The 26,458-nt window shown below is 71.7% G+C and carries 21 protein-coding genes and 1 pseudogene; 14 read left to right on the forward strand and 8 right to left on the reverse strand.

Annotated features, from left to right (window positions below; genetic code table 11):
• Positions 1-3: 3 nt before the first annotated feature.
• Positions 4-1,071, reverse strand: a complete 1,068-nt coding sequence (locus POL72_RS08710) for a protoporphyrinogen/coproporphyrinogen oxidase (RefSeq protein ID WP_272094560.1) — start codon at positions 1,069-1,071, stop codon at positions 4-6.
• 202 nt (positions 1,072-1,273) lie between these two features.
• Between POL72_RS08710 and POL72_RS08715 the strand changes: the two genes are divergently transcribed.
• A complete protein-coding gene (locus POL72_RS08715; RefSeq protein WP_272094561.1) occupies positions 1,274-2,995 on the forward strand; it encodes an NAD-dependent malic enzyme in 1,722 nt (573 codons plus the stop codon).
• Between the two features lie 55 nt (positions 2,996-3,050).
• Here the strand turns inward: POL72_RS08715 and POL72_RS08720 are convergent, their stop codons facing one another.
• The 4 genes and pseudogenes from POL72_RS08720 to POL72_RS08735 form a co-directional block, all read right to left on the reverse strand.
• Positions 3,051-3,464 carry a hypothetical protein gene (locus POL72_RS08720; RefSeq protein ID WP_272094562.1) on the reverse strand — a complete coding sequence of 138 codons (414 nt, stop codon included), beginning with the start codon at positions 3,462-3,464 and terminating at the stop codon, positions 3,051-3,053.
• Positions 3,465-3,617: 153 nt separating this feature from the next.
• Entirely contained in the window at positions 3,618-5,096 is a 1,479-nt protein-coding gene (locus POL72_RS08725; RefSeq protein ID WP_272094563.1) for a hypothetical protein, read from the reverse strand.
• A 214-nt stretch (positions 5,097-5,310) separates the two neighbouring features.
• Positions 5,311-5,985, reverse strand: a complete 675-nt coding sequence (locus POL72_RS08730) for an HD domain-containing protein (protein ID WP_272095926.1) — start codon at positions 5,983-5,985, stop codon at positions 5,311-5,313.
• A 33-nt stretch (positions 5,986-6,018) separates the two neighbouring features.
• A pseudogene (locus tag POL72_RS08735) lies at positions 6,019-6,971 on the reverse strand (Ppx/GppA phosphatase family protein); the annotation flags it as partial.
• 41 nt (positions 6,972-7,012) lie between these two features.
• On the opposite strand from POL72_RS08735, the gene POL72_RS08740 reads away from it, so the two are divergent.
• From POL72_RS08740 to POL72_RS08775, 8 genes are all read left to right on the forward strand, one after another.
• On the forward strand, positions 7,013-7,642 hold the full coding sequence (locus POL72_RS08740) for a hypothetical protein (protein WP_272094564.1): 630 nt from the start codon (positions 7,013-7,015) through the stop codon (positions 7,640-7,642).
• On the forward strand, positions 7,639-7,905 hold the full coding sequence (locus POL72_RS08745; RefSeq protein ID WP_272094565.1) for a hypothetical protein: 267 nt from the start codon (positions 7,639-7,641) through the stop codon (positions 7,903-7,905). Before POL72_RS08740 ends, POL72_RS08745 begins: the two co-directional genes overlap by 4 nt.
• Before the next feature lie 40 nt (positions 7,906-7,945).
• A complete protein-coding gene (locus tag POL72_RS08750; protein ID WP_272094566.1) occupies positions 7,946-8,122 on the forward strand; it encodes a hypothetical protein in 177 nt (58 codons plus the stop codon).
• A 445-nt stretch (positions 8,123-8,567) separates the two neighbouring features.
• Positions 8,568-10,937, forward strand: a complete 2,370-nt coding sequence (locus tag POL72_RS08755) for a hypothetical protein (protein ID WP_272094567.1) — start codon at positions 8,568-8,570, stop codon at positions 10,935-10,937.
• A gap of 181 nt (positions 10,938-11,118) precedes the next feature.
• Positions 11,119-13,185: a toxin-antitoxin system YwqK family antitoxin gene (locus tag POL72_RS08760; RefSeq protein WP_272094568.1), complete on the forward strand. Its 2,067-nt coding sequence runs from the start codon at positions 11,119-11,121 to the stop codon at positions 13,183-13,185.
• A 336-nt stretch (positions 13,186-13,521) separates the two neighbouring features.
• Positions 13,522-14,931 (forward strand): MBL fold metallo-hydrolase, encoded by a 1,410-nt coding sequence (locus tag POL72_RS08765; RefSeq protein ID WP_272094569.1) that lies wholly within the window; start codon positions 13,522-13,524, stop codon positions 14,929-14,931.
• On the forward strand, positions 14,928-15,452 hold the full coding sequence (locus tag POL72_RS08770; RefSeq protein ID WP_272094570.1) for a YeeE/YedE thiosulfate transporter family protein: 525 nt from the start codon (positions 14,928-14,930) through the stop codon (positions 15,450-15,452). The genes POL72_RS08765 and POL72_RS08770 overlap by 4 nt, the downstream gene beginning before the upstream one ends.
• On the forward strand, positions 15,449-15,991 hold the full coding sequence (locus POL72_RS08775; RefSeq protein ID WP_272094571.1) for a DUF6691 family protein: 543 nt from the start codon (positions 15,449-15,451) through the stop codon (positions 15,989-15,991). The genes POL72_RS08770 and POL72_RS08775 overlap by 4 nt, the downstream gene beginning before the upstream one ends.
• A gap of 60 nt (positions 15,992-16,051) precedes the next feature.
• On the opposite strand, the gene POL72_RS08780 is transcribed toward POL72_RS08775, so the two are convergent.
• Positions 16,052-16,996, reverse strand: a complete 945-nt coding sequence (locus tag POL72_RS08780; protein ID WP_272094572.1) for a receptor L domain-containing protein — start codon at positions 16,994-16,996, stop codon at positions 16,052-16,054.
• A 344-nt stretch (positions 16,997-17,340) separates the two neighbouring features.
• A complete protein-coding gene (locus POL72_RS08785) occupies positions 17,341-18,360 on the reverse strand; it encodes a class I SAM-dependent methyltransferase (RefSeq protein WP_272094573.1) in 1,020 nt (339 codons plus the stop codon).
• A 154-nt stretch (positions 18,361-18,514) separates the two neighbouring features.
• Here POL72_RS08785 and POL72_RS08790 point away from each other — a divergent pair, with 154 nt between their 5' ends.
• From POL72_RS08790 to POL72_RS08805, 4 genes are all read left to right on the forward strand, one after another.
• The gene (locus tag POL72_RS08790; protein ID WP_272094574.1) at positions 18,515-19,558 is read left to right on the forward strand and encodes a hypothetical protein; all 1,044 of its coding nucleotides are present in this window, start codon (positions 18,515-18,517) and stop codon (positions 19,556-19,558) included.
• A gap of 272 nt (positions 19,559-19,830) precedes the next feature.
• Positions 19,831-20,355 carry an Lrp/AsnC family transcriptional regulator gene (locus POL72_RS08795; protein ID WP_272094575.1) on the forward strand — a complete coding sequence of 175 codons (525 nt, stop codon included), beginning with the start codon at positions 19,831-19,833 and terminating at the stop codon, positions 20,353-20,355.
• Positions 20,352-21,359 (forward strand): GNAT family N-acetyltransferase, encoded by a 1,008-nt coding sequence (locus POL72_RS08800; protein ID WP_272094576.1) that lies wholly within the window; start codon positions 20,352-20,354, stop codon positions 21,357-21,359. The genes POL72_RS08795 and POL72_RS08800 overlap by 4 nt, the downstream gene beginning before the upstream one ends.
• A gap of 202 nt (positions 21,360-21,561) precedes the next feature.
• Complete coding sequence (locus POL72_RS08805; RefSeq protein WP_272094577.1) at positions 21,562-22,638, forward strand: lipase family protein; 1,077 nt, start codon at positions 21,562-21,564, stop codon at positions 22,636-22,638.
• Positions 22,639-22,767: 129 nt separating this feature from the next.
• On the opposite strand, the gene POL72_RS08810 is transcribed toward POL72_RS08805, so the two are convergent.
• Positions 22,768-24,387, reverse strand: coding sequence for an ABC-F family ATP-binding cassette domain-containing protein (locus tag POL72_RS08810; protein ID WP_272094578.1), 1,620 nt, complete (start codon positions 24,385-24,387; stop codon positions 22,768-22,770).
• A gap of 466 nt (positions 24,388-24,853) precedes the next feature.
• On the opposite strand from POL72_RS08810, the gene POL72_RS08815 reads away from it, so the two are divergent.
• Positions 24,854-26,440, forward strand: coding sequence for a serine/threonine-protein kinase (locus POL72_RS08815; RefSeq protein WP_272094579.1), 1,587 nt, complete (start codon positions 24,854-24,856; stop codon positions 26,438-26,440).
• Positions 26,441-26,458 lie beyond the last annotated feature (18 nt).

Here is a 26,458-nt window from a genome sequence, read left to right on the forward strand (position 1 = left end):
GCGCTACAGGGCCCCGACGCGCTCCGCGGCCGCCTCGGCGGAGCGCACGGCGGCGTCGATCCCGGAGCCGTGGAACGCCGAACCGGCGAGGAGCACGCCGCTGCCGGCGAGCGCCTGCTCGACCTCCCGGACCCGCGCCGCGTGAGCGGGGGTGGAGACCGGGAGCGCGCTCGACCAGCGCGAGACCCACGCGCGCTCGGAGGGCCCGTGCACGCGCAGCACGCGGGCGAGCGAGGCCTCGGCGCGCGCGGTCCAGGCGTCGTCGCCCATCTGCTCGAGGTCCGACGGATCGGGGCGGAAGAAGAGGCGAAGCGTGACGTGGCCAGCGGGGGCGCGCTCGGCGAACTTCGAGGTCGTGAACGTGCACGCGCGGAAGCCGTGCGCCTGGTGCCCCGCGGCGACGACGAAGCCGGTGCCGTCGAGCGGGTGATCGATCGCGGCGCGCGGGTACGCCAGCGATACGGTCACGCTGGAGAGCGTCTCTGCGTCGCGGAGCGCCCGCCCCGCCTCGCCGAGCAGCGCGGCCGCGCCGGCGGCGTGGGTGGCGAGGACGACCGCGTCGGCGTCGATCTCGGCCCCTCCGGCGAGCGCGACGCGGAAGCCGCCGGCCACCGGCGCGAGCGAGGCGACCGCCGCGGAGGTGCGCACGTCGACGCGCCCGGCGATCGCGAGCGCGAGCGTCTCGGTCACCTGCGCCATCCCGAGGCGGAAGGTCCGGATCCCCTTGCCGAGCTCGTCGCGCGGCACCTGGAAGCCGAGGAACTCCGCCGCCTCGCCCGGCGCGAGCTCCCGCAGCGCGACGCCGTCGAAGCCAAACGACCTGTGCGTCTCCTGGCCGACGAGATCGCCGGCGATGCCGAGCGCGCTCGCCAGCCGAGGGACGGCCTCGCTCCGCGCGATGAACCCCTCGGCGCCGAGCTCGATGACGAAGCCAGAGGCCCGCTCCGTCCAGAGCTGCCCGCCGATCCGCGGAGCCGCCTCGACGAGCGTCACCTGGTCGCCCGCCATAGCTCGCCGGAACGCAACGATGCACCCGGCCAGACCGCCTCCAATGACGGCAATGCGTCGCATCGCGCCTCTATACCACGAGGCGATAGCAATGTGAGAAACACTGCATCCGGCGAGCAGGATCCGCCCGGGCTCGCCCGCCGGCGATAACACTGTCAGAAACACTCCATTCACCGAGCGGGAACCACCCGAGTTCGCCCGCTTGCGCGCTCGAGCGCTCAAGGAAGGCTCGCCGGCGCGCGCCCATCGGTCTAGGATGCCTCCCATGGTGAGGATCTCAAAGTATTTCGACGTCAAGAAAGACGCCTATGGCCGCGAGTACATGGAGGTATACTTCGATGGAATCGCCCTCCTCAGGCTCGTCATGACCAACAAGGGGACGGCCTTCACGCCGGAAGAGCGCGTGAACCTCGGGCTCGACGGGCTGCTCCCGCCGCAGGTCAACACCATGGATCAGCAGCTCGCCCGCGTCTATGGCGGGTTTCGCCGCGAGCCGACGCCGATCGCCAAGTATCAGTATCTGCGGGCGCTCCAGGAGCGCAACGAGATCCTCTACTATGCGCTGCTCAATCGCCACCTCGGCGAGATGCTGCCCATCGTCTACACGCCGACCGTGGGCGAGGCCGTGCAGCAGTTCAACTTCCTCTATCAGAGCGCGCGCGGCGTCTCGTTCTCTCCCGCGAACATCGAGCGCGCCCAGCGCGTGCTCGCGAGCTTCCCGTGGGAGGACGTGCGCATGATCGTGGCGACCGACTCCTCCGCGATCCTCGGCATCGGCGACCAGGGTTATGGCGGGCTCGCCATCCCGATCGGCAAGCTCGCGCTCTACACCGCGGGCGGCGGCGTGAGCCCGTTCCACACGATGCCCGTGGTCCTCGACGTGGGGACCGACCGGGCCGATCTCATCGAGGACCCGTTCTACCTCGGTGTCCGCCAGCGGCGCCTGCGCGGCGACGCGTACTTCGACTTCTTCGACAGGTTCGTCGACGCCGTGAAGAGCAGCTGCCCCCGCGCCGTCATCCAGTGGGAGGACCTCTCCAAGGAGGCCGCCTTCTCCGTGCTGGATCGGTACCGGAAGGTGATCCCCTCCTTCAACGACGATATCCAGGGGACAGGGGCGGTCACGCTCGCGGGCGTGGTCGCCGCGTGCAGGCTTCGCGGCGAGCGGCTCAGGGATCAATCGGTGGTGATCCACGGCGCGGGCGCTGGCGGCGTCGGCGTCGCCTGGGCCATCTGTCAGGGGATGCTCCGCGAGGGGCTCACCGAGGACGAGGCGCTCGCCCGCATCTTCGTCCTCGACTCCAAGGGCCTCCTCGCGAAGGACCGCCCGATGGAGGAGTACAAGCGCAAGTTCGCGCAGGATCCGGGGAAGATCGCAGCGTGGAAGAAGGCCGGGGCCGTGCCGACGCTGCTCGAGACCCTCGAGAACACGCGCGCGACCGTGCTCCTCGGGCTGTCCGGGCAGCCGCGCTCATTCAGCGAGCCGGTGATCAAGGCGATGGCCGCCAACACCCCGCGGCCGGTCATCTTCGCCCTCTCCAACCCGACGAGCGCCTGCGAGGCGCTCCCCGAGGAGCTCCTCGCCCTGACCGAGGGCCGCGCGCTCGTCGCGACCGGCAGCCCTTTCCCGCCCGTGGAGCTCGACGGAAAGACCATCCCCATCGGCCAGGGCAACAACGCCTTCATCTTCCCGGGGCTCGGGTTCGGATCCATCCTGTCCGACGCGCGCGAGATCACGGACGGCATGGTGCTCGCGGCGGCCTACGCGCTCGTCGACTACACGGCGGAGAAGCACCTCGATAAGGGGCTCATCTACCCGCCCGTGGAGGAGCTCCAGGAGGTCTCCACGCGCGTCGCCGTCGCGGTCATCCGGGCGGCGTTCGAGGACGGCGTCGCGAGGAGCAAGAAGGTCGACCCCGGGAACGTCGAGGCCTATGTGAAGGCGCGGTTCTGGCAGCCGAAGTACCTGCCGTTCGTCCGCGGCTAGGGCCTGCCCCGGAGCGCGCCCGCGCCGCCGCACGGCGCGGGCGGTGCGCTCCGCTTCAGCCGAGCTGCGACAGGAACTTCCGGAGCTGCTGCGCCTCCACCATCGTCATCACCGGGACGAGCCAGGCCTCGAGCGAGGTCGTGTCGCGAAACGCCTTTCGGCTCGAGTTGTGCGCGTCCCGGATGAGCCGCTCGACCTGGAGCCCCAGGATCGCGTTCGACACCGGCAGCAGGTAGGCCGTCCGGTGCACCGTGGCGTTCTGGACCCGCATCATCTCCAGGAACTTCTCCGCGCTCTCGGGCGCGAGCACGTCGACCTGGAGCAGCTCGATGCAGACGACAGCGCCGTGCCGGTTCTGGGTCACGATGCCCTGGATCCGGGCGATGCACGCGTCGACCTCGCCAGTCGGGAGCGGTGATGCGAGCCTCACCTCGATGAGACGACCGGCCCTGTTGTCAACGGAGTACATGAGCGAAATTCACCCTACCGTAGACGTCCAGACCAGAGCGCGTCAATGAACGGCGGTTCTGCGCGGTGCGGCGCCGTACGCGCGCACACGCCACCGACGGTTTTTGTCAGCGCCCTCATCAAGCACCGCAGAAAAAACCGTCTGCGACGGCGCTCACGCGTCGGACGAGAAGATCACCTTCCCGGCATGCGCCTCTTCCTCGGAGGCCGCCTCCCGCTCGGCTTCGAGGGCCTTGGCCTCGGTCTCCAGATCGGGAAAGCGGTACCGGATCCCCTCGCCTGCCTCGAGATCGACATCGCCCCCGAGGGCGACCACCTCGCGGGTGATCTCCTCCGACCGCGGCGGCTCCCCCGCCGCCTCCTGCCACGCCCGCTGGAGCACCGCCTCCGTGATCGGCTCCCGGCCGTGCTGCGCGCCGACGCGGGTGAGGATCGCACGTAGCATGGCCCGCCGGCCGTTCCGCTGGGCGAGCCTCCGCTGCTTCAGCGGGCGCAGGACCGCCCGGCCGAGCGGCAGCGCGAAGAGCGCGAGCGAGAAGACGAGCGGCACCACCCCGAGCGCGACCGCCGTCCCCGTGGCGGGCAGCTCCGCCATCGGGACGCCCCGCGCCAGGAGCCCGAGGTTGTCCAGAGTAAGGTGGGCCCCGAGCGCGTAGAGGCTCATCAGCAGGTTGAACCCGTTGAGCGCCACGATGAGCGCGTTCATCCCCGGCCCGTTCCCGGTCAGCGGAGGCAGCTCCTCGCGCTTCGCCCAGACCGGCGCGGGCGCCCTCACGGGCGCCTCCGCCGCCGTCCGCCGGATCGCCTCGAACCGGTAGACGATGCCCCCCTCCTCCGACACATCGACCGCGCCGTCGTAGTCGAGCATCAGCCGCGCCATCAGCGGATCCGCCTCGTCGCGCGAGAGCCCCGTCACGCGCATCACGTCGGCGAGCCCGATCCGGCCCCGCTGCGCGCGGATCTCGGCCAGGATGAGCTTCTCGGCCTCGAGCGGATCGCGCGGCGCCGGCGTCGGGCCGAAGAAGAACCGGTTCACCTTCTCGTAGAAGGGCGTCTCGTCGCGCCGCTGCCCGAACGCCCCGCGGCGTCCATACGACGAGGACCACGCCGGCTCGGCCGTCCACACGAACGGCGAGAACGGGTGAAACGTCCAGAAGATCGCGTCGAGGACCAGACGAAAGAGGAAGTAGCCCGCGAACGATCCGGAGAAGTCGTCGTGGTCGCGCGAGTCGCTGTTCGAGCGGGCGAACAGCCGGGCGATCAGGATCCCGACGAAGATCACGACGTAGGCGATCAGCACGATCGCGATCCACGCCCGCACGACGAAGCGGGCCACGCCGGCGGCGGCCCGGAGGACGGCCTGGAGCGCGCGCGTGAGGCGCGTGCGTGTCTCCCACGGCTTGGTGAAGCCGTACGGGAAGCGGAAGAGCAGCTCCCCTTCGGACGTCGCCTTGAGGTGCCCGCGGTGCTCGCTGACGAGCAGGTGCAGGCCGCTCTCCGCGTCGCGCAGGGGCAGGCCGCTCTTCGCCGACGCGTCGGCGAGCGTCAGATCGCCCGTGTGCCCGCGCAGGGCGGACCTCAGGATGCCAGCGGCGCGGCGGGCCTCCATCAGCTTCGGAGATTTCAGCGTCAACGGTCGCTCGCCCTTGTTCTACGGCGGCGCAGCCGCGCCCGTCGGTACGGCATCGCCGCGCTCGTCCACGGGGGCAGAACCTCCCCCGTGCCGAGGTTCATGGTGGCCGGCAGGGCTCCACGCAAAGGCCACGGCGACTTTTTCGGGCGTCGACCCCGCCCGCGCTCGCAGCAGCACCTCGCGTCAGCCGCCGCGAGCGCGGCGGTGCCTCGCATTAGCCTCCCGCGTTCGCGGCCGAAGGCGGGCGCGATCTCGGCGTGGCGTCGACCATCCGCACCTCCAGGCCGAGCGCGTCGCGCAGCATCCCCGCCTTCGCGACGACCGTCCACTCCTCGAGCGCCCGATCCTCCGCGCCCTGCACCTCGATCACCAGCGTGTCGCCCTCGATCCGGCCGGTCACCTCCGCGACCTTGGCCCGGTGCTCGCGATCGAGCGCGTCGGCGATGCGGAGGATCGACGCCATCGACTTCACCTTGGCGCGCGCGTCCCGCGAGAGCGCGCGGAAGTTGTCGTGATCCATGCTGGGCGGCGACTTCCTGTGGTAGCGCGCGATGTTCGCGACGATCGCGCGCTCCTCCGGGGTCAGGCCCATGAGGTCGCTGTGGACGATGACGTAATAGCTGTGCTTGTGGTGCCCCTCGTAGCGGACGAAGTCGCCGATGTCGTGGAGCAGGGCCGCCGCGCGCAGGAGGATCCGGTCGCGCTGGCCGAGGCGGTGGCGCGGCGCGAGGTCGTCGAACAGCCGCTCGGCGAAGCGGGCCACGAGCGCGCCGTGCTTCTCGTCGAAGTGGTAGCGGCGGCCGAGCCGGACGCAGGCGTCGCTGACCGCGGCGGCCTCGCCGCGGAAGTCGGGCCCGAGGAAGTGGGCGTGGGCGAGATCGACGAGCACGCCCTCCTTGAGCCCGACCCCGGGAGCGACGATGACCCGCTGCGCGAACGCCCGGGCGATTCGACCCAGGATCGTCGCCGCGGGGACGATGGTGTCGGCGCGGTCCGGGCGCAGGCCGTAGATCTGCGCGCGTTCCTCGGGCGTCTTGGGCGCCATCTCGTCGAGCAGGCGGGACATCGCGGGCACGTCGATCGCCCGCCCCTCGGGGGGCGCGCCCGGCGCGGGGCAGAGATCCGCGAGCGTCTCGATGTTGCCGCCCGTGCCGACGAGCAGATCGATCCCCGAGCCCGACCCCTCGCCGAGCAGCTCCACGATCTCGCGCGTGGCCTCGACCATGACGCGATCGACGTACTCCTCGACGAGCCGCCGGTGCCCCGCGTCGACCGGGCGGCGATCCTCGAGGAAGGCCTCGACCATCCGCACCGTCCCCACGGGGAGCGAGCGCGAGAAGACGGCACCGCGGCCGCGGAGCAGCGTGAGCTCGGTGAGCCGCCGCCGATGTCGACGAGGAGCGCGGTCCGCTCGCCGAGCGCGACGCGCTCGCGGACGGCGAGCTGGACCAGGCGCGCCTCCTCGACCCCCTCGATGACCTCGATGTGGACGCCGGCCTCGCGCGCGGCGCGCTCGACGAAGAGGTCGCCGTTCTGGGCCTCGCGCGCGGCGCTCGTCGCCACCGCGCGGTAGCGGTCGACCTTGGCCGCATCCATCGCCGTGCGGAAGCGCCGGAGCGCCTCGCAGGCGGCGCCGATGACCCCCGACTCGAGCCGCCCCTTCGTGAACACGTCGTGCCCGAGACGCACCGACGCCCGATCCGCATGGACATCGCGGAACGGGTGGAAGCGCGGCGCGTCGGGCGCGCCGGTCGCGGACCCGGCGAGCGCCGGATCCCAGCCGGCCCCGAACGCCCCGAGCGCCGGAGGATCGACGTCGACGATGCGAAGTCGGATGGCGTTGGATCCGATGTCGATCGCAGCGAGCCGCGCCATGTCGGGAGAAGTAGCGAAGCTCCGGGCGGTTGGCTACTCTCATGCCGCTCATGTCGAGGAAGCTTCATCAAGGCTCGGGGGCTCGCCATCTCGGCCCCCTTCAGCATCGGCCTTCAGCGCGCGAGCTCGCGCCCGGGCAGGCTCGGGACGCGCGCCGTCTCCTCGGCGGCGCGCGAGGGGCGGCGCGCCTCGCGCTGGGGATCGCGACCGCGGCGCTCGCGCTGGGGGCGTGCAGCGGCGGCGAGGCGCGCGCGCCGAACCCGATGCGCGCCCTCGACGAGCGCAGAGCGATCGAGGTGATCCGCCGGGCGATGGCGCACGAGGGCACGCAGCCGGCGCGCGGGCGCGAGGTCGAGCTGACCAGCGGGAAGAAGGTGCGCGTCGATGTCGGCGTGCAGAGCCGCTCGTACGGCGTCGTCTACGTGACCGAGGAGGACGCCCAGGCGCTCGGCGCCGCGATCCCGCCGCCGAACGGCCGGGACGAGAAGCTGCGCATCGTCCGCGGCGGGGCGGACGGGGCCATCCGGCTCGTGCTCCTCTATCAGCAGAACTACCTCTACGACGACCTCGTCGGCGAGTCGCACGAGCGCACGACGATCACCGCCGAGCGCGAGCTGACGCGCGACGTGCAGGACTTCATCACCTACGCGCGGACGCAGAAGTTCCAGTGAGCGAGCTCGAGGAGGGCGGCGCGGCGCGGAGTCGGGGGCGCCGGAGAGAGCGAGACGCCGAGGAGCGCGCGCGACGCGCGCTCGGCGGCGGGGGGTTGCTCCTCGTGGCCGGGCTCGCGCTGGTCGGCGTCGGGCCGTCGGACGCGGGCATGGCGCTCACGGTGCTCGCGCTCGTGGTGCTCATCTACGGGATCCACAGCTTCGGCCGGCTGGGGACGGAGCGGGACGGGCAGAGCGAGCAGGCGCGGGCTCCGTCGCGTTGAGGCTTGCAGAGCGCGGCGCGTTCGAGCAGCATCCGCCGCCATGCATCGCCCTACGCGCCAGCACCAGCACCTCACCCTCAAGGTCACCCAGAAGCAAGAGAGGAGCGCCCAGAGCTCCCGGAAGCCCGGCCGCAAGCACAAGCGCTGGGGCAAGTTCCTCACCCAGTACGCGCCGCTCGTCGCTGGCGCCGAGACGGCCGCCTCCGCCGAGAGCTGAGCTCCCGCCGCCGGCCGAGGACGCCCTGGCGCCCGGTCTTCACAATTCCTTCCTACACGTAATTTTGCGATAACATCGCACATCAGAGCACGCCGCCTCCGCATCCGACGAGGCGGCGGCGCCTCCGCCCGCGATGGAGGCTGCGCTGCCCGTGTCGTGACGGCCGCGCCTCCGCCCTCGATGGCCGGTGTGCCGCCCATGCCGCGACGGCGGCTGTGCCGCCACTGTGTGACGCCCCCGCAGCGCCGCGCTCTCTCCATGGTTCGTGGATTTTCGTGATGGTGTCGCGCTCATCTCGCCACGTAGCCAAGAGAACGCCCCCTCTCGGCGTCTGATACGCGATCGCCAGGCAGCCTGTCATCCACTCCGCGCGAGACGGGCTCGCCGGCTCCGCGCGCATGGCGCGCGAAAGGGCCCACTCCATCTCTCGCGCAAGGAAGGATCCATGCCCGCTCGTCCTCCGTCCCGTGCTGCCCGCGCGGCAGCGTCGCTTTTGTGCTCCCTCGTCGTCGGCGGCACATCGCTCCTCCCGGGGTGCCTGAGCCGCCCGATAGCCCATCAGGACACGCGCACGACTGGCACCGTCGTCGAGCGGCTCCCGCGGCGCGTCGACAAGATCGATCTCCTCCTGACCATCGACAACTCGTCGTCGATGAAGGACAAGCAGGACATCCTCGCGCTGGCCGTTCCCGACCTCGTGAGACGCCTGGTCGACCCCCGGTGCATCGATCCGCTGAACCCCCTGGATTCGTCCCCGCCGCGGGAGGACGGCAGCTGCCCGAGCGGCAAGGAGCGCGAGTTCGAGCCCGTCGTCGACATTCACATCGGCATCCTCAGCACGAGCCTCGGCAGCCATGGCGCGGACTCGTGCCCCGACGGGCCGCTCGTCTTCAACAACGACAAGGGACACCTCATCGCCCGGAGCGACAGGGACGACCACAATGACGCAGACAACGACCCGCCGACCTACCAGAACATGGGATTCCTCGCCTGGGATCCAGAGCAGAAGCTCAGCCCCGCGGGCGAGTCGATCCTCGACGACAGCGCGGGGCGCGGCCTCGTACCGACGCTGACGAACATGGTCCGAGGGGTGGCCGACAACGGCTGCGGCTTCGAGTCGCAGCTGGAGAGCTGGTACCGCTTCCTCGTGGACCCCGCGCCCTACGAGACCCTCGAGGTGGTGAACGGCAAGGCGGAGCGGCGCGGCCTGGACAAGAAGCTCCTGGATCAGCGCAAGGCGTTCCTGCGGCCGGACTCGCTCCTCGCGATCGTCATGCTGTCGGACGAGAACGACTGTTCCATCAAGGAGGGAGGGAACGCCTTCTGGGTCGCGAGGCAGAAGGACGAGAACGACAACCTTTTTCGGATGTTCGCGCCGCGCAGGGAGTGCGCGGAGAAGGGCCTGGACGACCCGTGCTGCAAGTCCTGCGGGGCGCCCAGGGGCGAGTGCCCGCTGGACGAGGAGACCTGCGGCCCGGATGGACAGCCCAAGACGCTCCTCCCGAACGAGGACCCGCACAATCTGCGCTGCTTCGACCAGAAGCGCCGGTTCGGCATCGATCTGCTCTACCCGATCGACCGCTACACGGACGCGCTCACGCAGGCGCGGATCCAGGATCACCAGGGCAACGTCGTCGACAACCCGATCTTCTCGGATCTCGACCCGGACGACGAGAACAGCGCGGTCCGTCCGCCGGAGTACGTGTTCTTCGCGGGCCTCGTGGGCGTCCCGTGGCAGGACATCGCGCGCCAGGACGACGCGGGTCAGCCCGATCTCCGGGAAGGCAGGGACCAGGACGGCAACCTCGTCGGCGGCTTCAAGAGCGCCAAGGAGCTGAGCGCTCCGAACGCGGGATTCGCGAGCACCTGGGACATCATCCTCGGAGATCCGAAGTCGCGCCGGAGCCCCGGCGATCCCCACATGATCGAGTCGCCGATCCCCCGCGAGGGCGAGAACCCGATCACCGGGACGCGCATCGCCAGCCCGGACTCGCCGGACGGCGCCAACACCATCAACGGCCATGAATGGAACCCCAACCCGGGTTTCGGCGACCTCCAGTACGCTTGCACGTTCCCGTTGCTCGAGCCCGTGATGGGCGATGACTGCAAGGGCAATGAAGACCGAGACAGCCCCCTGTGCAAGGACAACCCCGACGGCACCGACAGCAACCTCCAGGTCAGCGCGAAGGCCTATCCGGGCCTGCGGCAGCTCGAGCTCATCCGGAACCTGGGGGAGCAGGGCATCGTCGGCTCCGTGTGCCCGGCGCAGCTCGAGTCCCCGGAAGAGGGCCGGCTCGACTTCGGCTATCGGCCGGCGATCGGCGCGATCGTCGATCGCCTGAAGACGAAGCTCGGCGGGCAGTGCCTGCCCCGCGCGCTCCAGCCGAACGAGAGCGGACAGGTCAGCTGCCTCGTCCTCGAGGCGCGGAGCACGGCCGAGGGGAAGTGCGGCTGCGACGGGCTCACGGCGCGGCGGGAGGTGCTCCACGAGAACCTCGCCGCGAAGCGGAGGGTGCTCGCGGATCCGGTGGCGGCGGTGAACGGCTGGAACTGCGTCTGCGAGGTCGAGCAGCTGAAAACGCCGGACGAGCTCGCGGCTTGCCAGAACACGGTGCCTCCGGCGCCGGTCGAGGTCGGCGGCGAGAAGGTGCACGGGTGGTGTTATGTCGACCCGCGGCTCGGCCTCGGCCAAGAAGAGGTCGTCGCCAAGTGCCCGTCCACGGAGCGCCGCCAGATCCGGTTCACCGGCGACGGCGAAGCCCTGGATGGCGCGACGCAGTTCGTCATCTGCTCCGGCGACACCGCCAACCAGTAGCGCGGCGCACGCTCTAGCGCTCCGCTCCGCTGCGCTGGACGCGGCATTTGAGGTGGTCGAGCTTCGGTCCTTCGGAGCGGCGCAGGGGCAGGCGCCGCTCGTCCCCACCTGCGCTTCGTGGATCTTTGCAATCAGCGTGAAGGGCCGCCTTCTCGGCGCGAAAGCCGATAGACTGCGATGCGTGGACTCCACGGCACACCACGGCGCGGAGCGGCCTCCGTCGGTCCCGCCTTCAGCCAGGTACGACCCCGAGCACGGCACGTTCGAGCTCGTGGTGACCGACGCCGACGGCCGTCGTTCGGGCGAGTGCCACGTGTACCGCGCGAGCGACGGCTCGTTGCTCTCGCGCTGCTGCTACGCGGGCGGGGTGAAGGAGGGACCGTTCACCTTGTTCCACCCGAACGGTCAACCCGCGCAGCGCGGGCGCTACCGGGGCGGCGAGCTCGACGGCGAGGTGGTCGTGTACGGCAGCGACGCTCCGACGGAGCTCAGGCTACGACCGTGCTGTGTGCCGCCCGGCGCCTGGGAGCTGCGAACGCGCTACCGGCAAGGGAGCATCGTACGCCAGGTCTTTCACGACCGCGACGGGCACCCGATCTCCGCGGACGGCTCCCGCTGGCCCGACAGACCCGCCGGCGTCGCCGGAGAGGCCGACTACGACCACGGCTCGCAACGATGGCTGGTCCGCGAGGAAGACGAAGCCTCGGCGTCGCTCATCGACCGCTACTTCACGTGCGAGGGCAAGCCCTCTCAGGAGATCGAGATCCGCGCGGGCGCGCGTTATCGCGAGCTCCGGTACGACGCGCTGGGCCGCCCTTCCGAGGAGCGGCACCTCGATCCGCAGGGACGCTTCCACGGCCCGTCCGTCCGCTGGTTTCCCGATCCGGACACGAGCCCTTACCTCGACCGGCGCGTGCGCGAGGAGCGCGGCCAGTACACGCACGGTCACCCGGTCGGTGCGTTCACCGCGCTCGACGCGGACGGGGCGCTGGTGGTGCGACGCGAGCTCGGCGCGGCGCTCGACGAGGCGAGCCTCGGCGCGTCGCCCGCGCTCGCCGAAGACCTCGCGGCGTGGGACGCCGAGCGCGTCTGGGCCCTCGCGCGAGAGCTCTTGCAGGATGGCCGCGCGCGCGAAGCCTGCTGCGCCGCGGCCCGCGCGGCGGCCTGCGGGGGCGAGCGAGAGAGGCTCGTCGAGTTCCTGCGCGCCGCGACGCTGCAGCCGAAACCCGAGGTCGTGGAGCAACGCGGGCGAGCGCTGCTCGAGGCGTCCGACGCGACCGCGCTCGGCGTCCTGGACGAGCTCTTGCTCGGCGCCGAGCCGAGCGCGGCTTACCGCACGCTCGCCGCCGTCTTCCGGGGCTCGCGCCGCGTGGCGCTCTCGCTCGTCGAGGCGGCGCTGCTGCTCGTGCCCGACCGCCGCTCGACCTGCATCACGCGCGCGCTGCTGCGGCTCGAGCTCGGCGACACGCGCGGGGTGCTCGAGGACGCCGCCCGCGTCGAGGCCGAGGCCCCCGCGGTGGCCGAGCACCTCAGGACCTTCGTGCGGCTGCTGTACCCGGAGTTTGCTTTCTGGCCGGCGCGCCAGGCCATCGATCCGGTGCCCGGCGACGCGTCGGTCACGGTCGAGCTCGACCAGCCGATCGAGCAGGTTCGGCAGAAGATCCAGCTCTACGCCACCCGCTTGCTCCGCCTGCGCGAGGCCGTGCAGCGCAGCCTGCCGGGCACGGAGCCCTGTCCGTGGCTCCCGCCCGACCTGTCGCACCTCTTGCCGGACGGGCCGGTGGAGCTCGCGCGGACGGAGGCGACCTTGACCGAGGAGACCGAGAACGGCGTCGAGACCGTCGAGCTCACCGTGGACGAGACGCTCGACCCAGGAGCCCTGCCGGTCTCTCTCCTGATGCGGAGGGCCCGAGCCGAGTGGGCCGCCCTCTGCTGGCTTTGCTGGTCGACCGGCCTCGACCACGTCGCATTGCCGGATCGCATCGCGCACCGGCCCGACTTCACCGCGGCGGTCAACATGTCGCTCACCCGCTGGTTCCGCGCGCGCGACCAGCTGCAGAGCGGCGGGCTCGTCAGCCGGGCGCGCGGCGTGCCGGGCTTCGCCTGGGAAGGGCACGACATCGGCGAGCTCGATCCCACGCTCGCGGCCATCGCGGCCGACGAGTACTTCGAGATGCGCTGTCTCTTCGTGTGGCTCATGTTTCCGGAGAACATCTCCCCGTTCCAGAGCGACATCCGCGCTGCGTGAGCGCCGATTCAGGGCGGTCGATGCCCCGGCTCGCAAGGCGATCTGCCTGATGGCTTTGCGCTCCGCGCGGGACCACGAGCCAAAGTCGATGATCACGGCGACGCCCGCTCCGAGCAGATCCTCTGCACGACGAAGCATGGGCCCCTGGAGGCGGAAACGGGACTGGTAGTCGACCAAGCTCCTCGTGGCGCACCATCTCGCCACAGGGGACACGTCGAGGTGAGGCGGTCCTGCGCGCGACGGGTGACCCCTTGAGCTCGCGCGTCCAGCCGATCGGCCGCAGCCGTCGGTCTGGCGCCTCGCTTGCATCCGCTTCCGCGCATGCATCTGCACCGGATGAAGACTCCAGGTCTCGCTCACATCGCCTACCTGCTCGGCAACAAGGGCGAGGCGATCGTGGTGGACCCGCGGAGGGACATCGACGAGGTGCTCGCGGCGGCGAGAGAGAGGGACCTCGTGATCAAGTTCATCCTCGAGACGCACCGCCACGAGGACTTCATCATCGGGTCTGGCGCCCTCGCGAAGGCGACGGGCGCGAAGATCGTGAGCGGAGATCAACCGCTCTTCGGACAGAGCGACATCCGGATGCGGGATGGCGAGGAGCTCGACCTGATCGGGCTGCGCATCCGAGCGCTTCATACGCCGGGGCACACGCCGGAGAGCACCTGTTACGCCGTGTTCCTCCCGGACGCGCCTGGGCGCGCCTTTGGCGTCTTCACCGGCGATACCCTGTTCATCGGGGAGACTGGCCGGACCGACCTGCCCGACCGCGAGAAGACCAGCGACAACGCGCGCCTCCTCTTCGCGTCGGTGCACGAGAAGCTCCTCCCGCTCGGCGATCAGGCCCTCCTCTGGCCCGCCCACGGCTCCGGCTCGGCCTGCGGGGGGAACATCGCGGAGCGCGATGACTCCACGCTCGGCCTCGAGCAGGCCTACAATCCCGTCTTCGTGAGGTCGGTCGACGACTTCGTCCGTGCCAAGGTCGCGGAGCGCATCCCGCGCCCACCCTATTTCAGCTTGATGGAGAAGCTGAACCTCGAAGGGGGCAAGCCGCTCGCCGCGAAGCCCGGCGACGTCCCTTCCCTGCCGCCGAAGAAGTTCGCGGCGGACTCGAAGCAGGGGCTGGTGCTCGACGCGCGCGACCCCGAGGCGTTCGCGTCGGGGCACCTGCCCGGCTCGTTCAACCTCTGGCTCGCCGGGCTCCCGGTGTTCGGCGGGTGGATCGCGGACGAGACGACGCGGGTCTACCTCGTCCTCCCGCGCGCCACGGACGTGGAGGCGGCGTTCCTGCACCTCGCGCGCGTCGGCGTCGATCGCGTCTCCGGCGTGCTCGCCGGAGGGTTCGACGCATGGCGAGACGCGGGCATGCCCATCGAGAAGACGGGCACGATGACCCCGCGCGAGCTCCACGACGCGAGCGACGCCTTCGCCGTGCTCGACGTCCGCGATGATCAGGAGTTCGAGACGGAGGGGCACATCGAAGGCGCGCGGCACATGTACGTGGGATATCTCGATGAGCACTTCGAGAAGATCCAGCCCGCGCTGCCGCGTCATGGCCGCATCGCGCTCGTCTGCAGCGTCGGGCACCGCGCTGGCCTCGCGACGAGCATCCTCCGCCGCCGCGGCTTCACCGAGGTGACCAACGTCCTCGGCGGGATGACGGCGTGGGAGAAGCTCGGGTTGCCGAGGAGGCAGGGCCCCGAACGCACGGTGACCACCGTGGATATCGAAGGAGCGCGACGATGAGCTCGCAGGGAGGCGCGCGCTGGGCACCGGAGATCGCAGGACTCGCGATCGGAGCGCTGGAGACGTTCGCGATGGGGACCGCGAAGCGGCCTCTCGGCGTGACGTCCGCGTTCGAGACGGCGGCGAGCACGCTGGCGCGCCGGCTCGCGCCGCAGGCCAGCCGAGTGAACGAGTTCGTGGCCAAGCGTGAGGCGACGCCGAAGATCGACTGGGAGGTGCTGCTCGCCCCGGGCATCGTTCTTGGCGCGTTCCTCGCCTCGCGCGCCTCGGGCACGCGAGGATCCACGCTGCCGGACGCGTGGCGGGCGCGGTTCGGGGAGAGCCGCGGAAAGCGCTACGCTGCGGCGTTTTGCGGTGGCGCCCTGATGATGTTCGGCGCGCGGCTCGGCAAAGGATGCACCAGCGGGCACGGCATCAGCGGGACGATGCAGCTCGCCGCGGCGAGCCTCGCGTTCGACGTCGCGATGGGCGTGAGCGCCGTCTTGACGGCGAAGCTCCTGTTTCGAGGAGGTGTGCGATGAAGCGGGATCCGCTCGGAAAACTGGCGCTCGGCCTCGCGACCGGGACCGCGTTCGGCGCCTTTCTCCAGCGAGGAGGGGCCTCGGACGCCGACCTCATCATGAGCCAGCTCCTGCTGCGCGACGGCGCCGTCGCGCGGATCATGTCGACGGCGGCGGCTGCCGGCTCGATCGGGACGCACACCTTGCGCGCAGCCGGCGCGACCGAGCTCGACGTGAAGCCGTTCCAGGTTCGTTCGGTGATCCTGGGCGGTGTGGCGTTCGGCGCCGGGATGGCGGTCCTCGGTTATTGCCCCGGCACGACCCTCGCCGCTGTCGGCGAAGGCCGACGCGACGCGATGTTCGGGCTGCTCGGGATGGTCGCGGGAGCGCTCGCCTTCATCCGCGTGTACCCGCACATCAAGGAGGTGGTCGAAGCGACGGACCTGGGCAAGGTCACCGTCCCTTCGGCGACGAAGACGTCCCCTTGGCCCTGGGTGGCTGGCCTCGCCGGGCTCGCCGCCGCAGCGGCGCTCGTCAGCCGCGTGCGGGCGGCGCGATGAGCCAGTCGAGGCGCACACCCGCCAGCCGAGACTCTCGGATTTGAACGCGCCGAGGACGCTTTACTCGAGGGCCATCACCGCGGTCTCGCCCCCGATGTCCAGGCGCGAGAGAAGCGATTCTACGGCCTCCATGGACAGGGGGGACCCCCTCACCATCAACGCGGATTCACGCACCCTGGTGAGCGCTGGGAGCCAGTCGAAGCCCGTGAGCTCACCCGAGCTCACGACACGGAGCTCACCTACCTCCGCGAGGGCGTCGAACCCGTCGAGGCCCGGGCCTTCCAGCAGATGCATCTGAAAACTCGCGCCGACGCGGCGCAGGTTGCGCAGCGCGGTGAAGTCGTCCGTGTGGTTGCGGAAGAGGGTCAGAGAACCGTCGATGTGGACGAGGGAGGAGAGCGGCTCCAACACGCCCGGCGTCGTATCGCTCAGGTGGATCGAGCCCCGGAAGCGGGTGCATCCGGCCACGCTCGTGTAGGGCCCGATCACCAGATCGTCCGGCTGGCCGCACACGACCGCCTCGGCATCGGGGTCCGGCGGCTCCTTGGGAACGGCGTTCGTGAGGGACACCGGCGCGCCGCCGCGCACGTGCGACGTCGCGAAGGACTCCAACGCTTCAGCGGTCAGCTGCGCGTTGCGCCGAGCGATCATGGAGGCGCCGATCTCCGCGAGAGCAGGAAGCCACGAGAAGTCGGCAAAGCCGCTCTGGTAGAGCCACAGCCCGGAGACGTACTGGATCGACTCCAGGCCGCGCAGGGCCTCCGGCGCTGCGACGACCAGCAACCGTCCCTCGATCCGCGTCAGGTTGGAGAGAGGTCCGAGATCCTCAGGAGGCGAATAGAGCAGCAAGGATCCCGCTATTTCCCTGAGATCCGTGAGCGCGTCGATCGCCTCGGGTCCGTCCAGGCCCAGCAGATGAAGCGTGCCGAGAAAGCGCGTACAGCCACGCAAGCGCTCCAGCTCGGGCGCGGGCCCGGTCGTGTCTTGAAGGAGGTTCGCGCCCACCGCGATCACCTCTCCCGCTGTCCCGCAGTCACGCCCCTCGGGAGCTCCCGCTTGCCCGCCCCCGGATGGCTCGGCGGCCCCGGAGCCGCCGCTGCCAGCTGTCGCGCCTCCTCCGCCGCCCGCGCCGGCGCTCGAAGCTCCCGTGGGAGCGCCGCCTGCCGCTCCGCTCGGGCCGTCGGGGGTGGTGCCACAGGCCGCAGCACCGATGAGCAGCAACCCCGCCGCGCCGCTCAGCCCGCGCCGCAGTATGTGCCTTTCCCCCTCTTCCCCTCGCATGGTCGCTCGACTCTAACAGAGCTCTCACGCGCGAGGCACGACGGACTGAAGCGGCGCCCGCGGGCGGGCTAGTTGCCTGCCGTGTGGGCGATCGCGAAGATGAGGTTGCGCTCGAGCCGGATGCCCTGCGGCGTGCGGAGCGCCTCGAGCTCCTTCGCGAGCCGCTCGCGCACCTCGCGCTTCTCCTCGGGGGTCAGGTGCGAGAGGTGGTTGCCGAACGAGCTCGAGCCGCTGTGCTTCAAGATCTCGTCGACGTCGGCGGCGTGGTCGACGAAGGTGAGGATCTCCACCGTGTCGGCGATGAAGCCGGCGCGCTCGAGCAACGCCCGGACCTCGTCGACCGTCAGCTTGTACGGGCGATTGCCCTGCGCGTCTCTCCCGAGGTCGGCCAGCACCTTGCGCTGGATCGGCTCGAGCTGGTGCGGCTTCTCCCGCGATCCCGTGCTGAATCCGAGCTTGCCGCCCGGCTTCAACACGCGCGCCGCCTCGGCGATGGCGCGCTGCTTCTGAGCGTCGTTCAGCCAGTGAAGGACGCTGTTCAGGTACACGACGTCAAAGCTCTTCGTGGCGAAGGCGGAGAGGTCCTCTGCGCGGCCGACCGCTGTCGCGAGGTTCACGCGGGCCTTCTGCCGGGCGATGTCGACGCGGAGCGGCAGGGGATCGATGGCGGTCACGCTGCCCTCGGGGCCGACGATCTCTGCCACGTGAGCGGCGAGCCGGCCGGTGCCCGCGCCCACGTCGAGCACACGCTGGCCGCGCCGCACGCCCAGCGTTTCGATGAGGAGCTTGCCGTGGTTGAACTGCCGGTCGCTGCCGTGCTCGTAGGCCTGGGCGAGCTCAGGGGTGTCGAGAGAAAGGCTGATGGTGGTCATCCTGGCCGCCCGAGCAGGGCCCGTGCCGGCGCCCGGCGGCGCGCCGGCACGGCCCGCGCGCCGGGACGCCGCGCGGGCGGCGAGGACCCGCGCGCGGCAGATCGCGATCGCCGCTGCTCGCGGGACAGCAGCGATGCTGCTCTGGTGCTGCGCCGCGAGCAGCGTGGCCGCACGGGGAAGGCGGCGGGCAGGGACGGCGCTCGCCAGGACGCTCACCCCTCGTCGATGCGCCGCCGAAATCACCAGCTCCCATGTGCAAGGCCAGAGCGGCTTGCAGGGCTCAATCCTACAGCGAGGAGGCGGGCTCGATGTCGAGCGCCGCTCGATGCGGCGCAGCGCAAGAGCGGGGCTTCAGGCTAGGATGCGCGTCATGGGTACGGCGCTGACGGTGGAGCGCTACGCGGAGATGCGCGCGCAGATGGAAGCCGGGAGGCTCCGCGACGAGGTGCTCGCGCGCGCCGGGCTCACGGCGGACGAGTGGACGGCCGCGCAGCGCGAATGGCTGGAGCGGATGGGCGCGGAGCTCGAGCGCGGCTGCTCCGAGCTGACCAACCGCTACACACGAGCCTTCCTCGAGCACCTGCGGGCGTTCGTCGCGGCCTCGCCGCCGGTGAGGGCGCCGTCCGGTCGAGCGCCGGCCGCACCGCGGCTCGCCGCGCCAGCGCCGCGCCCGACGGCGCCGGCCGCACCCGCGGCGCCGGCCGCGCCCGCGGCGCTGACCGCGCCTGGGGCGCCGGCCGCGCCCGCCGGCACAGCCCCTCTCCCAGACATGCCGGCGCTCGTCGCCGCCCTGCCCTTCGTGCCGAACGCGCCGCCCGGTCGAGCGCCGGCCCCACCGCGGCTCGCCGCGCCAGCGCCGCGCCCCTCGGCGCCGGCCACCCCCTCGGCGCCGGCCACACCCACGGCGCTGGCCGCGCCCGCCGGCACAGCCCCTCTCCCGGACATGCCCGCGCTCGTCGCCGCCCTGCCCTTCGTGCCGAACGCGCCGCCCGGTCGAGCGTCGGCCCCACCGCGGCTCGCCGCGCCAGCGCCGCGCCCCGCGGCGCCCGCCGCCACCCCCGCGGCGTCGGCCGCACCCGCCGGCACAGCCCCTCTCCCAGACATGCCCGCGCTCGTCGCCGCCTTGCCCTTCGTCCCGGCACCGGAAAAGCGGGGCGGCCCCGCGCCCCCGCCGAGCGCCGCGGCCCACACGGCGCCCGCCCTCTCGCTGGAGCAGTACGCCGCGCTCTGCGCGGAGCTCTCGCTGCACCCGCGGAGCGCGGCGGCGATCTACCCGCGCTACGGCCTCCGCGACGCGGCCGCGTGGCATGCAACGGACGCCGCGTGGCAGGCCCGGATGCGCGGCGACTCCGCCCTCGAGGCGCGCTGGCAGCAGCTCATCGCCCATTACCGAGCCCACTACAGGGCTCGCTGAGCCGACCCGCTCACCGAGCCCACGCGCGGCGACCCCGCAGCTCCCCCTGCTCCGCTGCTGACCTGCCGCGCCGTCCCCCACCGTCGAGACCGGCTCCGCCACCCGACCGAAGAGACCGAAGACGCGAAGACCAGCGAGGCGTGCCTCACGGCCCAGGGCGGCAGCGTCCCACGGGCCGTCGCCCCGCCTCGGCGGCGCGACGCTTCGTTGCGCCTGACTTGCAAATCGAAAAATTTCATTCGATCCTGCATTCACTTCGAATGACAACGACCATGGATGCCATCGATCTGAAAGCGATCCACCTCCTCGCCCGCGACGCCCGCCGGTCGTGGGCGGACCTCGGCGAGGCGGTCGGCCTCTCGGCGCCCGCCGCGGCCGAGCGGGTGCGGCGGCTCGAGGAGCGCGGCGTCATCACGGGGTGGGAGGCGCGCCTGGACGCCCGGGCCGTGGGCGCCGGGCTCACGGCCTTCATCTCCGTCTCGATCGCGAACCGCCGCGGCCGGGGCGAGTTCCTGCGCGCCGTCGAGCGCGCGCCCGAGATCCAGGAGTGCCACCACGTCGCCGGCGACGAGGACTACCTGCTCAAGGTGCGCTGCCGCGACACCGAGGCGCTCGAGCGCCTGCTCACCCAGGAGCTCAAGGCCCACGACGGCGTGGTGCGCACGCGCACGACGGTCGTCCTGTCCACCGCCAAGGAGACCGCGCTCCCGCCCCTGCCGTCCGGAGAGGCGCGCGACGGCGAAGCGCGCCCCCGCAAGGCGCCCGGCCGCGGGGCCTCCCGGAAGGAGGCGCCGTGAGCGGCGGCGACGGACTGCCGCCCTTCGCGGATCGAAGCGATCCCGGCGAGCGCCGCGATCGCACGCTCGACGAGCGCGACCTCGCGGCGCTCGCGGCCGCCATCGAGGACGCCGCGATCCCGCAGCGCGACTTCTCGCACGCGCGCCACCTGCTCCTCGCCCTGCACTACGTGCGCGCCCACGGGCCCGAGGGGGCGCTCGCGCGCATGCGCTCCGCGCTGCAGGCCTTCAACGCCCGGCACCCGCCGACCAACGGTTACCACGAGACGATCACGGCCGCCTGGCTCACGCTCGTCGCCCGCCACGCCGCCGAGCACCGAGGGGCCGCCGTCCACGACCTCGCGGAGGGCCTCCTCGACCGCTACCGCAGCAGCAAGGCGCTCTTCGCCCATTACTCTCGCGCGCGGCTGCTCTCGGACGACGCCCGCGCCGCGTTCGTCGCGCCCGACCTCGCGCCGCTCCCGGCGCCAGGCGACGGCGTGCGCATCCGCCTGGCGACCGAAGCCGATCTCGCGGCGATCGAGGAGATCTACGCGTTCTACGTCGAGCGCTCGACCTGCACCTTCGCCACCACCGTCCCGACCCCGGCGGAGCGGCGCGCCTGGCTCGCGGCGCACGGCCCCCTGCACCCCGCCACCGTGGCCGTCGAGGGCGACGGGGCCGGAGCCGTGGTCGGCTGGGGCTCGCTCTCCCAGTGGAACCCGCGCGAGGCCTACGCCCGCTCCGTCGAGAACTCGGTCTACGTGCGCGACGGCCTCCAGCGGCGGGGGCTCGGGCGCCGCATCCTCGCCGATCTCGTGAGCCGCGCGATCTCGCTCGGCCACCGCACGATCATCGCGCAGATCGCCGGCGACCAGGCGGCGAGCGTCGCGCTGCACCGCGCGCTCGGGTTCGAGGACGCCGGGTTGCTCCGCGACGTCGGGCACAAGTTCGACCGCTGGCTCGACGTGATCCTGATGCAGCGTGCGATTCCTTACTCTGCAAGCGATGGCCAGCAGCCGTGATGTACCTCACGCGCCCGCAATCATCGCCAACGAATCCGAATTGCGTCGCCTGAACGCGCACAGAAACGCACCCACCGTCATCGAACGGATCGCCTCGGGATTCAACGCATCGAAGGCTCGCGCGGCGACGCCGGCTCGGGTCGTCCGGAGCAAATGGCACCGTGGCGCCACACCCACCGAGCGCAGAAAGCGACGGCACAGCATGTTCGTCACCAACGTTGAGCGCCAAGAGGAGCGCAAAGGGGCCCCTGTCAACGGGAGGGCCATCGGCCTGCTAGGCAAGATGGAGCGGAACGAGCGGGAGTACGACGAGGCGATCGCGTATGCCCTCTCGCTCGCGTCGGCGTGGTCCTACGCGGACCCGCAGGCGCTCCACGACGTCATGAACAGCCTCGGGTTCGAGAACCGGTGCTACGCCATCACGCTGAACAACGATGCCCGCTTCGCGGGGACGAGCGCATCGCTCCTCCAGCACGTCGATGGCTCGGCGGCGATCCTGTGTTTCCGCGGCACAGAGCCGGCGAACACCAAAGGCCGGCTGGCCGACGCCAGCGTCGAGCCGGATCGGCTCCACGCGTGGGACGCCGTGCGGAGCGGCGTTTACCGCAGCCGCAAGCCGATGGCGCGCTACATCGCCTGCCGTCTGAGGAGAGCGATGAACGCGCGATCGGTCGTCGACCAGAAGGGCGAGCTCGTATCGGTGGACGCCCCCGCATGCTCCGACGCGACCGGCGAGCCCCTCAAGCACCGCCTGAAGGCGCTCTACATCACAGGACACGGCCTGGGGGGCGCGCTGGCGGTCCTCGCTGCAGCCATGATCTTCCAGGACAAGGAGCACGAGGACATCAGGAACGTGGTGCGCGGCATCTACACGTACGGGCAGCCGCGCATCGGAAACGAGCTCTCTGCCCGGAGATGTCAGAATACTTACGGGCACCTGCTCTACCGCCATGTCCTCCGCTGTATCCGCCATATCCATGCCAACGACAGCGCGCCGATGTTCCCTCCGCCGTCGATCGGGAGGGTCGAGCACTTCGGTCACGAGCTCCGATCGAGCGCGGCGGGCTGGGTGTTCTCGGAGCAGCCCGCGCGGCGGGCGGACGCGGCGCTCTTCGGCTCCACGGTGGACGTCCTGGCCTGGGTCGAGCAGCGGCTCCCCCTGGTCCGCCGACTGCAGCTGCCGTTCTCGTCGGACGACCACGCCCCGCACAGGTACGTGAGCGTCTCCCAGCGTTCGTTGCGTCTGCGCCGGCCGGAGCTCGGTGGAGAGAGCAGTTGAGAGGGAGGTCGCGCCACGGTGATAGCCACCGTGGCCGTGCCCCGAGCGGACGAACGGCTCCGCGCGGGCCCTGGAGCGCGCTTTCGAGCACGCCCCGGGGCTGGCGCGCCCAGGGCGCAGGCGGGTGCGCTACGAGGCCTTGGCGTTCTTCAGCGCTTCCGGGTTCCCCGGCCCCTCGAGGTACTCGTCGTACGTGCCGTTGAAGACGCGCGGCTCCTTCGCCGACAGATCGAGCACGCGGGTGCCGAGCTTGCCCACGAAGTGCCGGTCGTGGCTCGTCACGACGACCGTCCCCTTGTACTCGACGAGCGCCTGGAGGAGCGCGTCGATGCTCTCGACGTCGAGGTGGTTCGTCGGCTCGTCGAGCACGACGATGTTGTTCTTCACCAGGATGAGCTTCGCGAGGAACAGGCGCGCCGCCTCGCCGCCGGAGAGGTTCTCCGTCTTCTTGAGCCCGGCCTCGCCGCTGAAGAGCAGCTTCCCGAGCACCGAGCGCACGTGCTCCTTCGGGGCGGTCGGGTCGAAGCGGTACAGCCAGTCGTAGGCCGTGAACCCCGCCTCGATCGCCTCGTGGTGATCCTGCGCGAAGTAGCCGACGTTCGTGTCGTGGCCCCACGTGACGGCCCCGGCGTCCGGCGTGTACTCGCCGACGAGGAGCTTGAGCAGCGTCGACTTGCCGATGCCGCTCGGCCCGATGACCGCGAGCTTGTCGCCGCGGTTCAGGTTGAAATCGAGCTTCTGGATCACGCGCCGATCGCCGAAGCTCTTGGAGAGGCCCTCGACGCGCAGCACGTCGCGGCCGGAGGGCTTCTCGATCTCGAACTTGATGTACGGGCGCACGACGCTCGAGCGCCGCACCTGGATGCCCGCCTCGAGCTTCTCGATCTCCTTCACGCGCGACTGCGCCTGGCTCGACCGGCTCGCGCTCGCGCCGAAGCGGGCCACGAAGTCCTTGAGCTCGGCGATCTTCTTCTTCTTCTGCGCGGCGTCGGCCTCCGACTGGCGCTTGCCGGTCGTCTTCTGCTCGATGAAGTCGTCGTAGTCGCCCGTGTAGAGCGTGACCGTCTGGTAGTCGACGTCGGCGACGTGCGTCGCGATCGCGTTCATGAAGTGCCGGTCGTGGCTGACGACGAGGAGCGTGCCGCGGAAGGTGTCGGTCAGGTACGACTCGAGCCAGCGGATCGAGTCGAGGTCGAGGTGGTTCGTCGGCTCGTCGAGGAGCAGGACGTCCGCGCCCCCGAAGAGCGTCTGGGCGATGAGGACGCGGAGCTTGTACCCGCCCGCGAGCGTGCTCACCGCGCTCGTGTGCCGGGCGGTCGCGATCCCGAGCCCCTCGAGGATCTCGGCGGCGCGCGACTCGGCGGTGTAGCCGTCCTCCTCGCCGATCGTGCCCTCGAGCTCGGCCAGCCGCATGCCGACCTCGTCGGTCATCTCGACCTCGTACAGCCGATCGCGCTCCTGCATCGCGTCCCAGAGCGCCCGGTTGCCCATCAGGACCGTGTCGATGATCCGGCAGGACTCGTAGGCGAAATGGTCCTGCTTGAGCACCCCGACGCGGAGCTGCTTCGGGATCTCGACCGAGCCCTGATCCGACTCCTCCTCGCCGGAGATGACCTTGAGGAGCGTCGATTTCCCCGCTCCGTTCGCGCCGACGAGCACGTAGCGCTTGCCGGGGTCGAAGCGCATCGTGACGTTCTCGAAGAGAATTTTGGGACCGTACCGCTTGGTGAGCTTTTCGAGCGTGATCATCTCAGCGGCGCCGGGCGTAGCACGTGTGCGCCTGCGGTTCCGGTGAATTCCGGAGGCAGCGCGCCCCCCCGGGCGCCGGCGCGTCGCCTCGGCGCGCCGGGCGGCGGGCCGGCGACGCGCCGGCGCTTCCTGGTCGTGTTGCGCATGCTCGCTCGATCCCCCGTGAGGCCCCTGTGAGGCCGGCGAAGCGCCCCCGTTCGCGCGCGACGTCAAGGTCGTCGGGCGCGAACGGGGACGCTTCGCCGCTGCCCGCGAGGCCCGGGATCCGCCCGTTCCGGCGAGCGCGCGGGCGTACCTTGGACGGTTTCACGCACCGCGGCGTCAGACCGGGGTAACATGCGCCGGTCATGCCTCGCGCGCCCGTCAGCCGTCCCCGTCGCCAAAGCCGCGCCGGCCTCGCTGGCTCCGCTGGCCTCACGGGCGAGGCGACGACCCACGTCGCCCGGGCCGGGGGTGATCCTCGCCGATGACCCGGGTCAACCCTGAAGGCTTCCGGCCCGAGGCGCTCGTAGGACAGGTCCTGCGCGGCAAGTGGCGGCTGGAGCGCCTGCTGGGCTTCGGCGGGATGGCCATGGTCTACGCCGCCACGCACCGCAACGGGATGCGCGGCGCGGTGAAGATCCTCCGCCGCGAGCTGTCCGAGGACGAGGAGGCGCGCTCGCGCTTCCTGCGCGAGGGCTACGTCGCCAACCGCGTCGAGCACCCGGGCATCGTCCGGGTGCTCGACGACGACGTCACCGAGGACGGGTCCGTGTTCCTGGTGATGGAGCTGCTCGAGGGCGAGACCGTGGAGGCGCGCCGCGCGCGGGAGCCGGGCGGCGTGCTCGCCGTGAGCGACGTGCTCGGCATCGCCGACGACCTGCTCGACGTGCTCGCCGTCGCGCACGAGCGCGGGATCGTGCACCGCGACCTCAAGCCGGACAACCTGTTCCTCACGCGCCAGGGCCAGCTGAAGGTGCTCGACTTCGGCATCGCGCGGCTGCGCGAGCTCTCCTCGCCGGCGAACGCCTCCACGCGCGCCGGCACCCTGATGGGGACGCCGCAGTTCATGCCGCCGGAGCAGGCGAGAGGGCAGTGGGACAGGGTCGACCCGCGCAGTGATCTGTGGGCCGTCGGGAGCACGATGTACCAGCTCCTCTCGGGGCGGTACGTGCACGAGGCCGAGACGCTCCCGCTGCTGCTCCTCGCGGCGATGACGCAGCCGGCGCCGCCCGTGGGCAGCGTCCTGCCGGCCCTGCCCCCGCCGATCGCCGGCGTGATGGACGTGGCGCTCGCGTTCGACCCCGACCGCCGCTGGCCGAACGCCCGCGCGATGCAGCGCGCGCTCCGCCAGGCGCGGGGCGGCGCGGCGCTCGATCCGGCCCCGGGCGCGCCCCCTCCCGGACGCGCGCCCCTGCACTCGGAGCACGGGCGCGCGCTCCTGCACTCGGATCCTCCAGGGCGCCCGTCGGCGCAGGCGCGAGGTCCCGGGAGCGGGCCGCGCGGCACGGAGTTCGCCGCGGCGGGCACGGCCAGCGGCGTCGCGGCCGGCGGCGGCGCGGCCAGCACCGGCACGGTCTCGCCGGTCGTGGAGCGCTCGGCCAGCGGGGAGCGCTCCGCGCCGCGCGCGGCGGCCGCGGGCGTGCTCCTCGCCGGCGCCGGCGCGCTGGCCGTGGGCGCCCTTGTCGCGCTCGTGTGGTGGCAGCGCGCTGGCGCCAGGGGCGCGGAGGATCCGTCGCACGGCTCCACGGTGGAGGCCGAGCCGCGCCTCACCGCGGGCGCCGGGGCCACGACGGCGCCGCCCGACAGCGCAGGCTCGCTCGGGGCCGGCGTGCAGCCGGCGCCGTCCGGCGATGCGGTCCCCGCGATCGCGCCGTCCGCGCCCGCGACGACGCCGGAGCCCGAGGCCGCGCCCACGCCGGCCGCGGCGCCGGCGAGCGCGAGCGCGGCCGCGCCGAGGCCCGCCGCCGGGGGCAGGGCGCGATCCCCCGCGACCGCGACGAAGGCGCCCGCAACGCCGACGCCGGCCCCCGCGCCGACGCCGGCGGAGGACCCGTACAACCGGAGACGTTGAGGCCGCACGGATGCGTAG

The sequence above is a fragment of the Sorangium aterium genome (genome assembly GCF_028368935.1).
Classification (GTDB): domain Bacteria; phylum Myxococcota_A; class Polyangia; order Polyangiales; family Polyangiaceae; genus Sorangium; species Sorangium atrum.

What these genes read in the sequence shown, in the direction of transcription:
- POL72_RS08710 (WP_272094560.1), bottom strand. Translation starts at nt 1,071, where the DNA reads ATGCGACGCATTGCCGTCATTGGAGGCGGTCTGGCCGGGTGCATCGTT.
- POL72_RS08715 (WP_272094561.1), top strand. Translation starts at nt 1,274, where the DNA reads ATGGTGAGGATCTCAAAGTATTTCGACGTCAAGAAAGACGCCTATGGC.
- POL72_RS08720 (WP_272094562.1), bottom strand. Translation starts at nt 3,464, where the DNA reads ATGTACTCCGTTGACAACAGGGCCGGTCGTCTCATCGAGGTGAGGCTC.
- POL72_RS08740 (WP_272094564.1), top strand. Translation starts at nt 7,013, where the DNA reads ATGCCGCTCATGTCGAGGAAGCTTCATCAAGGCTCGGGGGCTCGCCAT.
- POL72_RS08750 (WP_272094566.1), top strand. Translation starts at nt 7,946, where the DNA reads ATGCATCGCCCTACGCGCCAGCACCAGCACCTCACCCTCAAGGTCACC.
- POL72_RS08755 (WP_272094567.1), top strand. Translation starts at nt 8,568, where the DNA reads ATGCCCGCTCGTCCTCCGTCCCGTGCTGCCCGCGCGGCAGCGTCGCTT.
- POL72_RS08765 (WP_272094569.1), top strand. Translation starts at nt 13,522, where the DNA reads ATGAAGACTCCAGGTCTCGCTCACATCGCCTACCTGCTCGGCAACAAG.
- POL72_RS08770 (WP_272094570.1), top strand. Translation starts at nt 14,928, where the DNA reads ATGAGCTCGCAGGGAGGCGCGCGCTGGGCACCGGAGATCGCAGGACTC.
- POL72_RS08775 (WP_272094571.1), top strand. Translation starts at nt 15,449, where the DNA reads ATGAAGCGGGATCCGCTCGGAAAACTGGCGCTCGGCCTCGCGACCGGG.
- POL72_RS08790 (WP_272094574.1), top strand. Translation starts at nt 18,515, where the DNA reads ATGGGTACGGCGCTGACGGTGGAGCGCTACGCGGAGATGCGCGCGCAG.
- POL72_RS08795 (WP_272094575.1), top strand. Translation starts at nt 19,831, where the DNA reads ATGGATGCCATCGATCTGAAAGCGATCCACCTCCTCGCCCGCGACGCC.
- POL72_RS08805 (WP_272094577.1), top strand. Translation starts at nt 21,562, where the DNA reads ATGTTCGTCACCAACGTTGAGCGCCAAGAGGAGCGCAAAGGGGCCCCT.
- POL72_RS08810 (WP_272094578.1), bottom strand. Translation starts at nt 24,387, where the DNA reads ATGATCACGCTCGAAAAGCTCACCAAGCGGTACGGTCCCAAAATTCTC.
- POL72_RS08815 (WP_272094579.1), top strand. Translation starts at nt 24,854, where the DNA reads ATGACCCGGGTCAACCCTGAAGGCTTCCGGCCCGAGGCGCTCGTAGGA.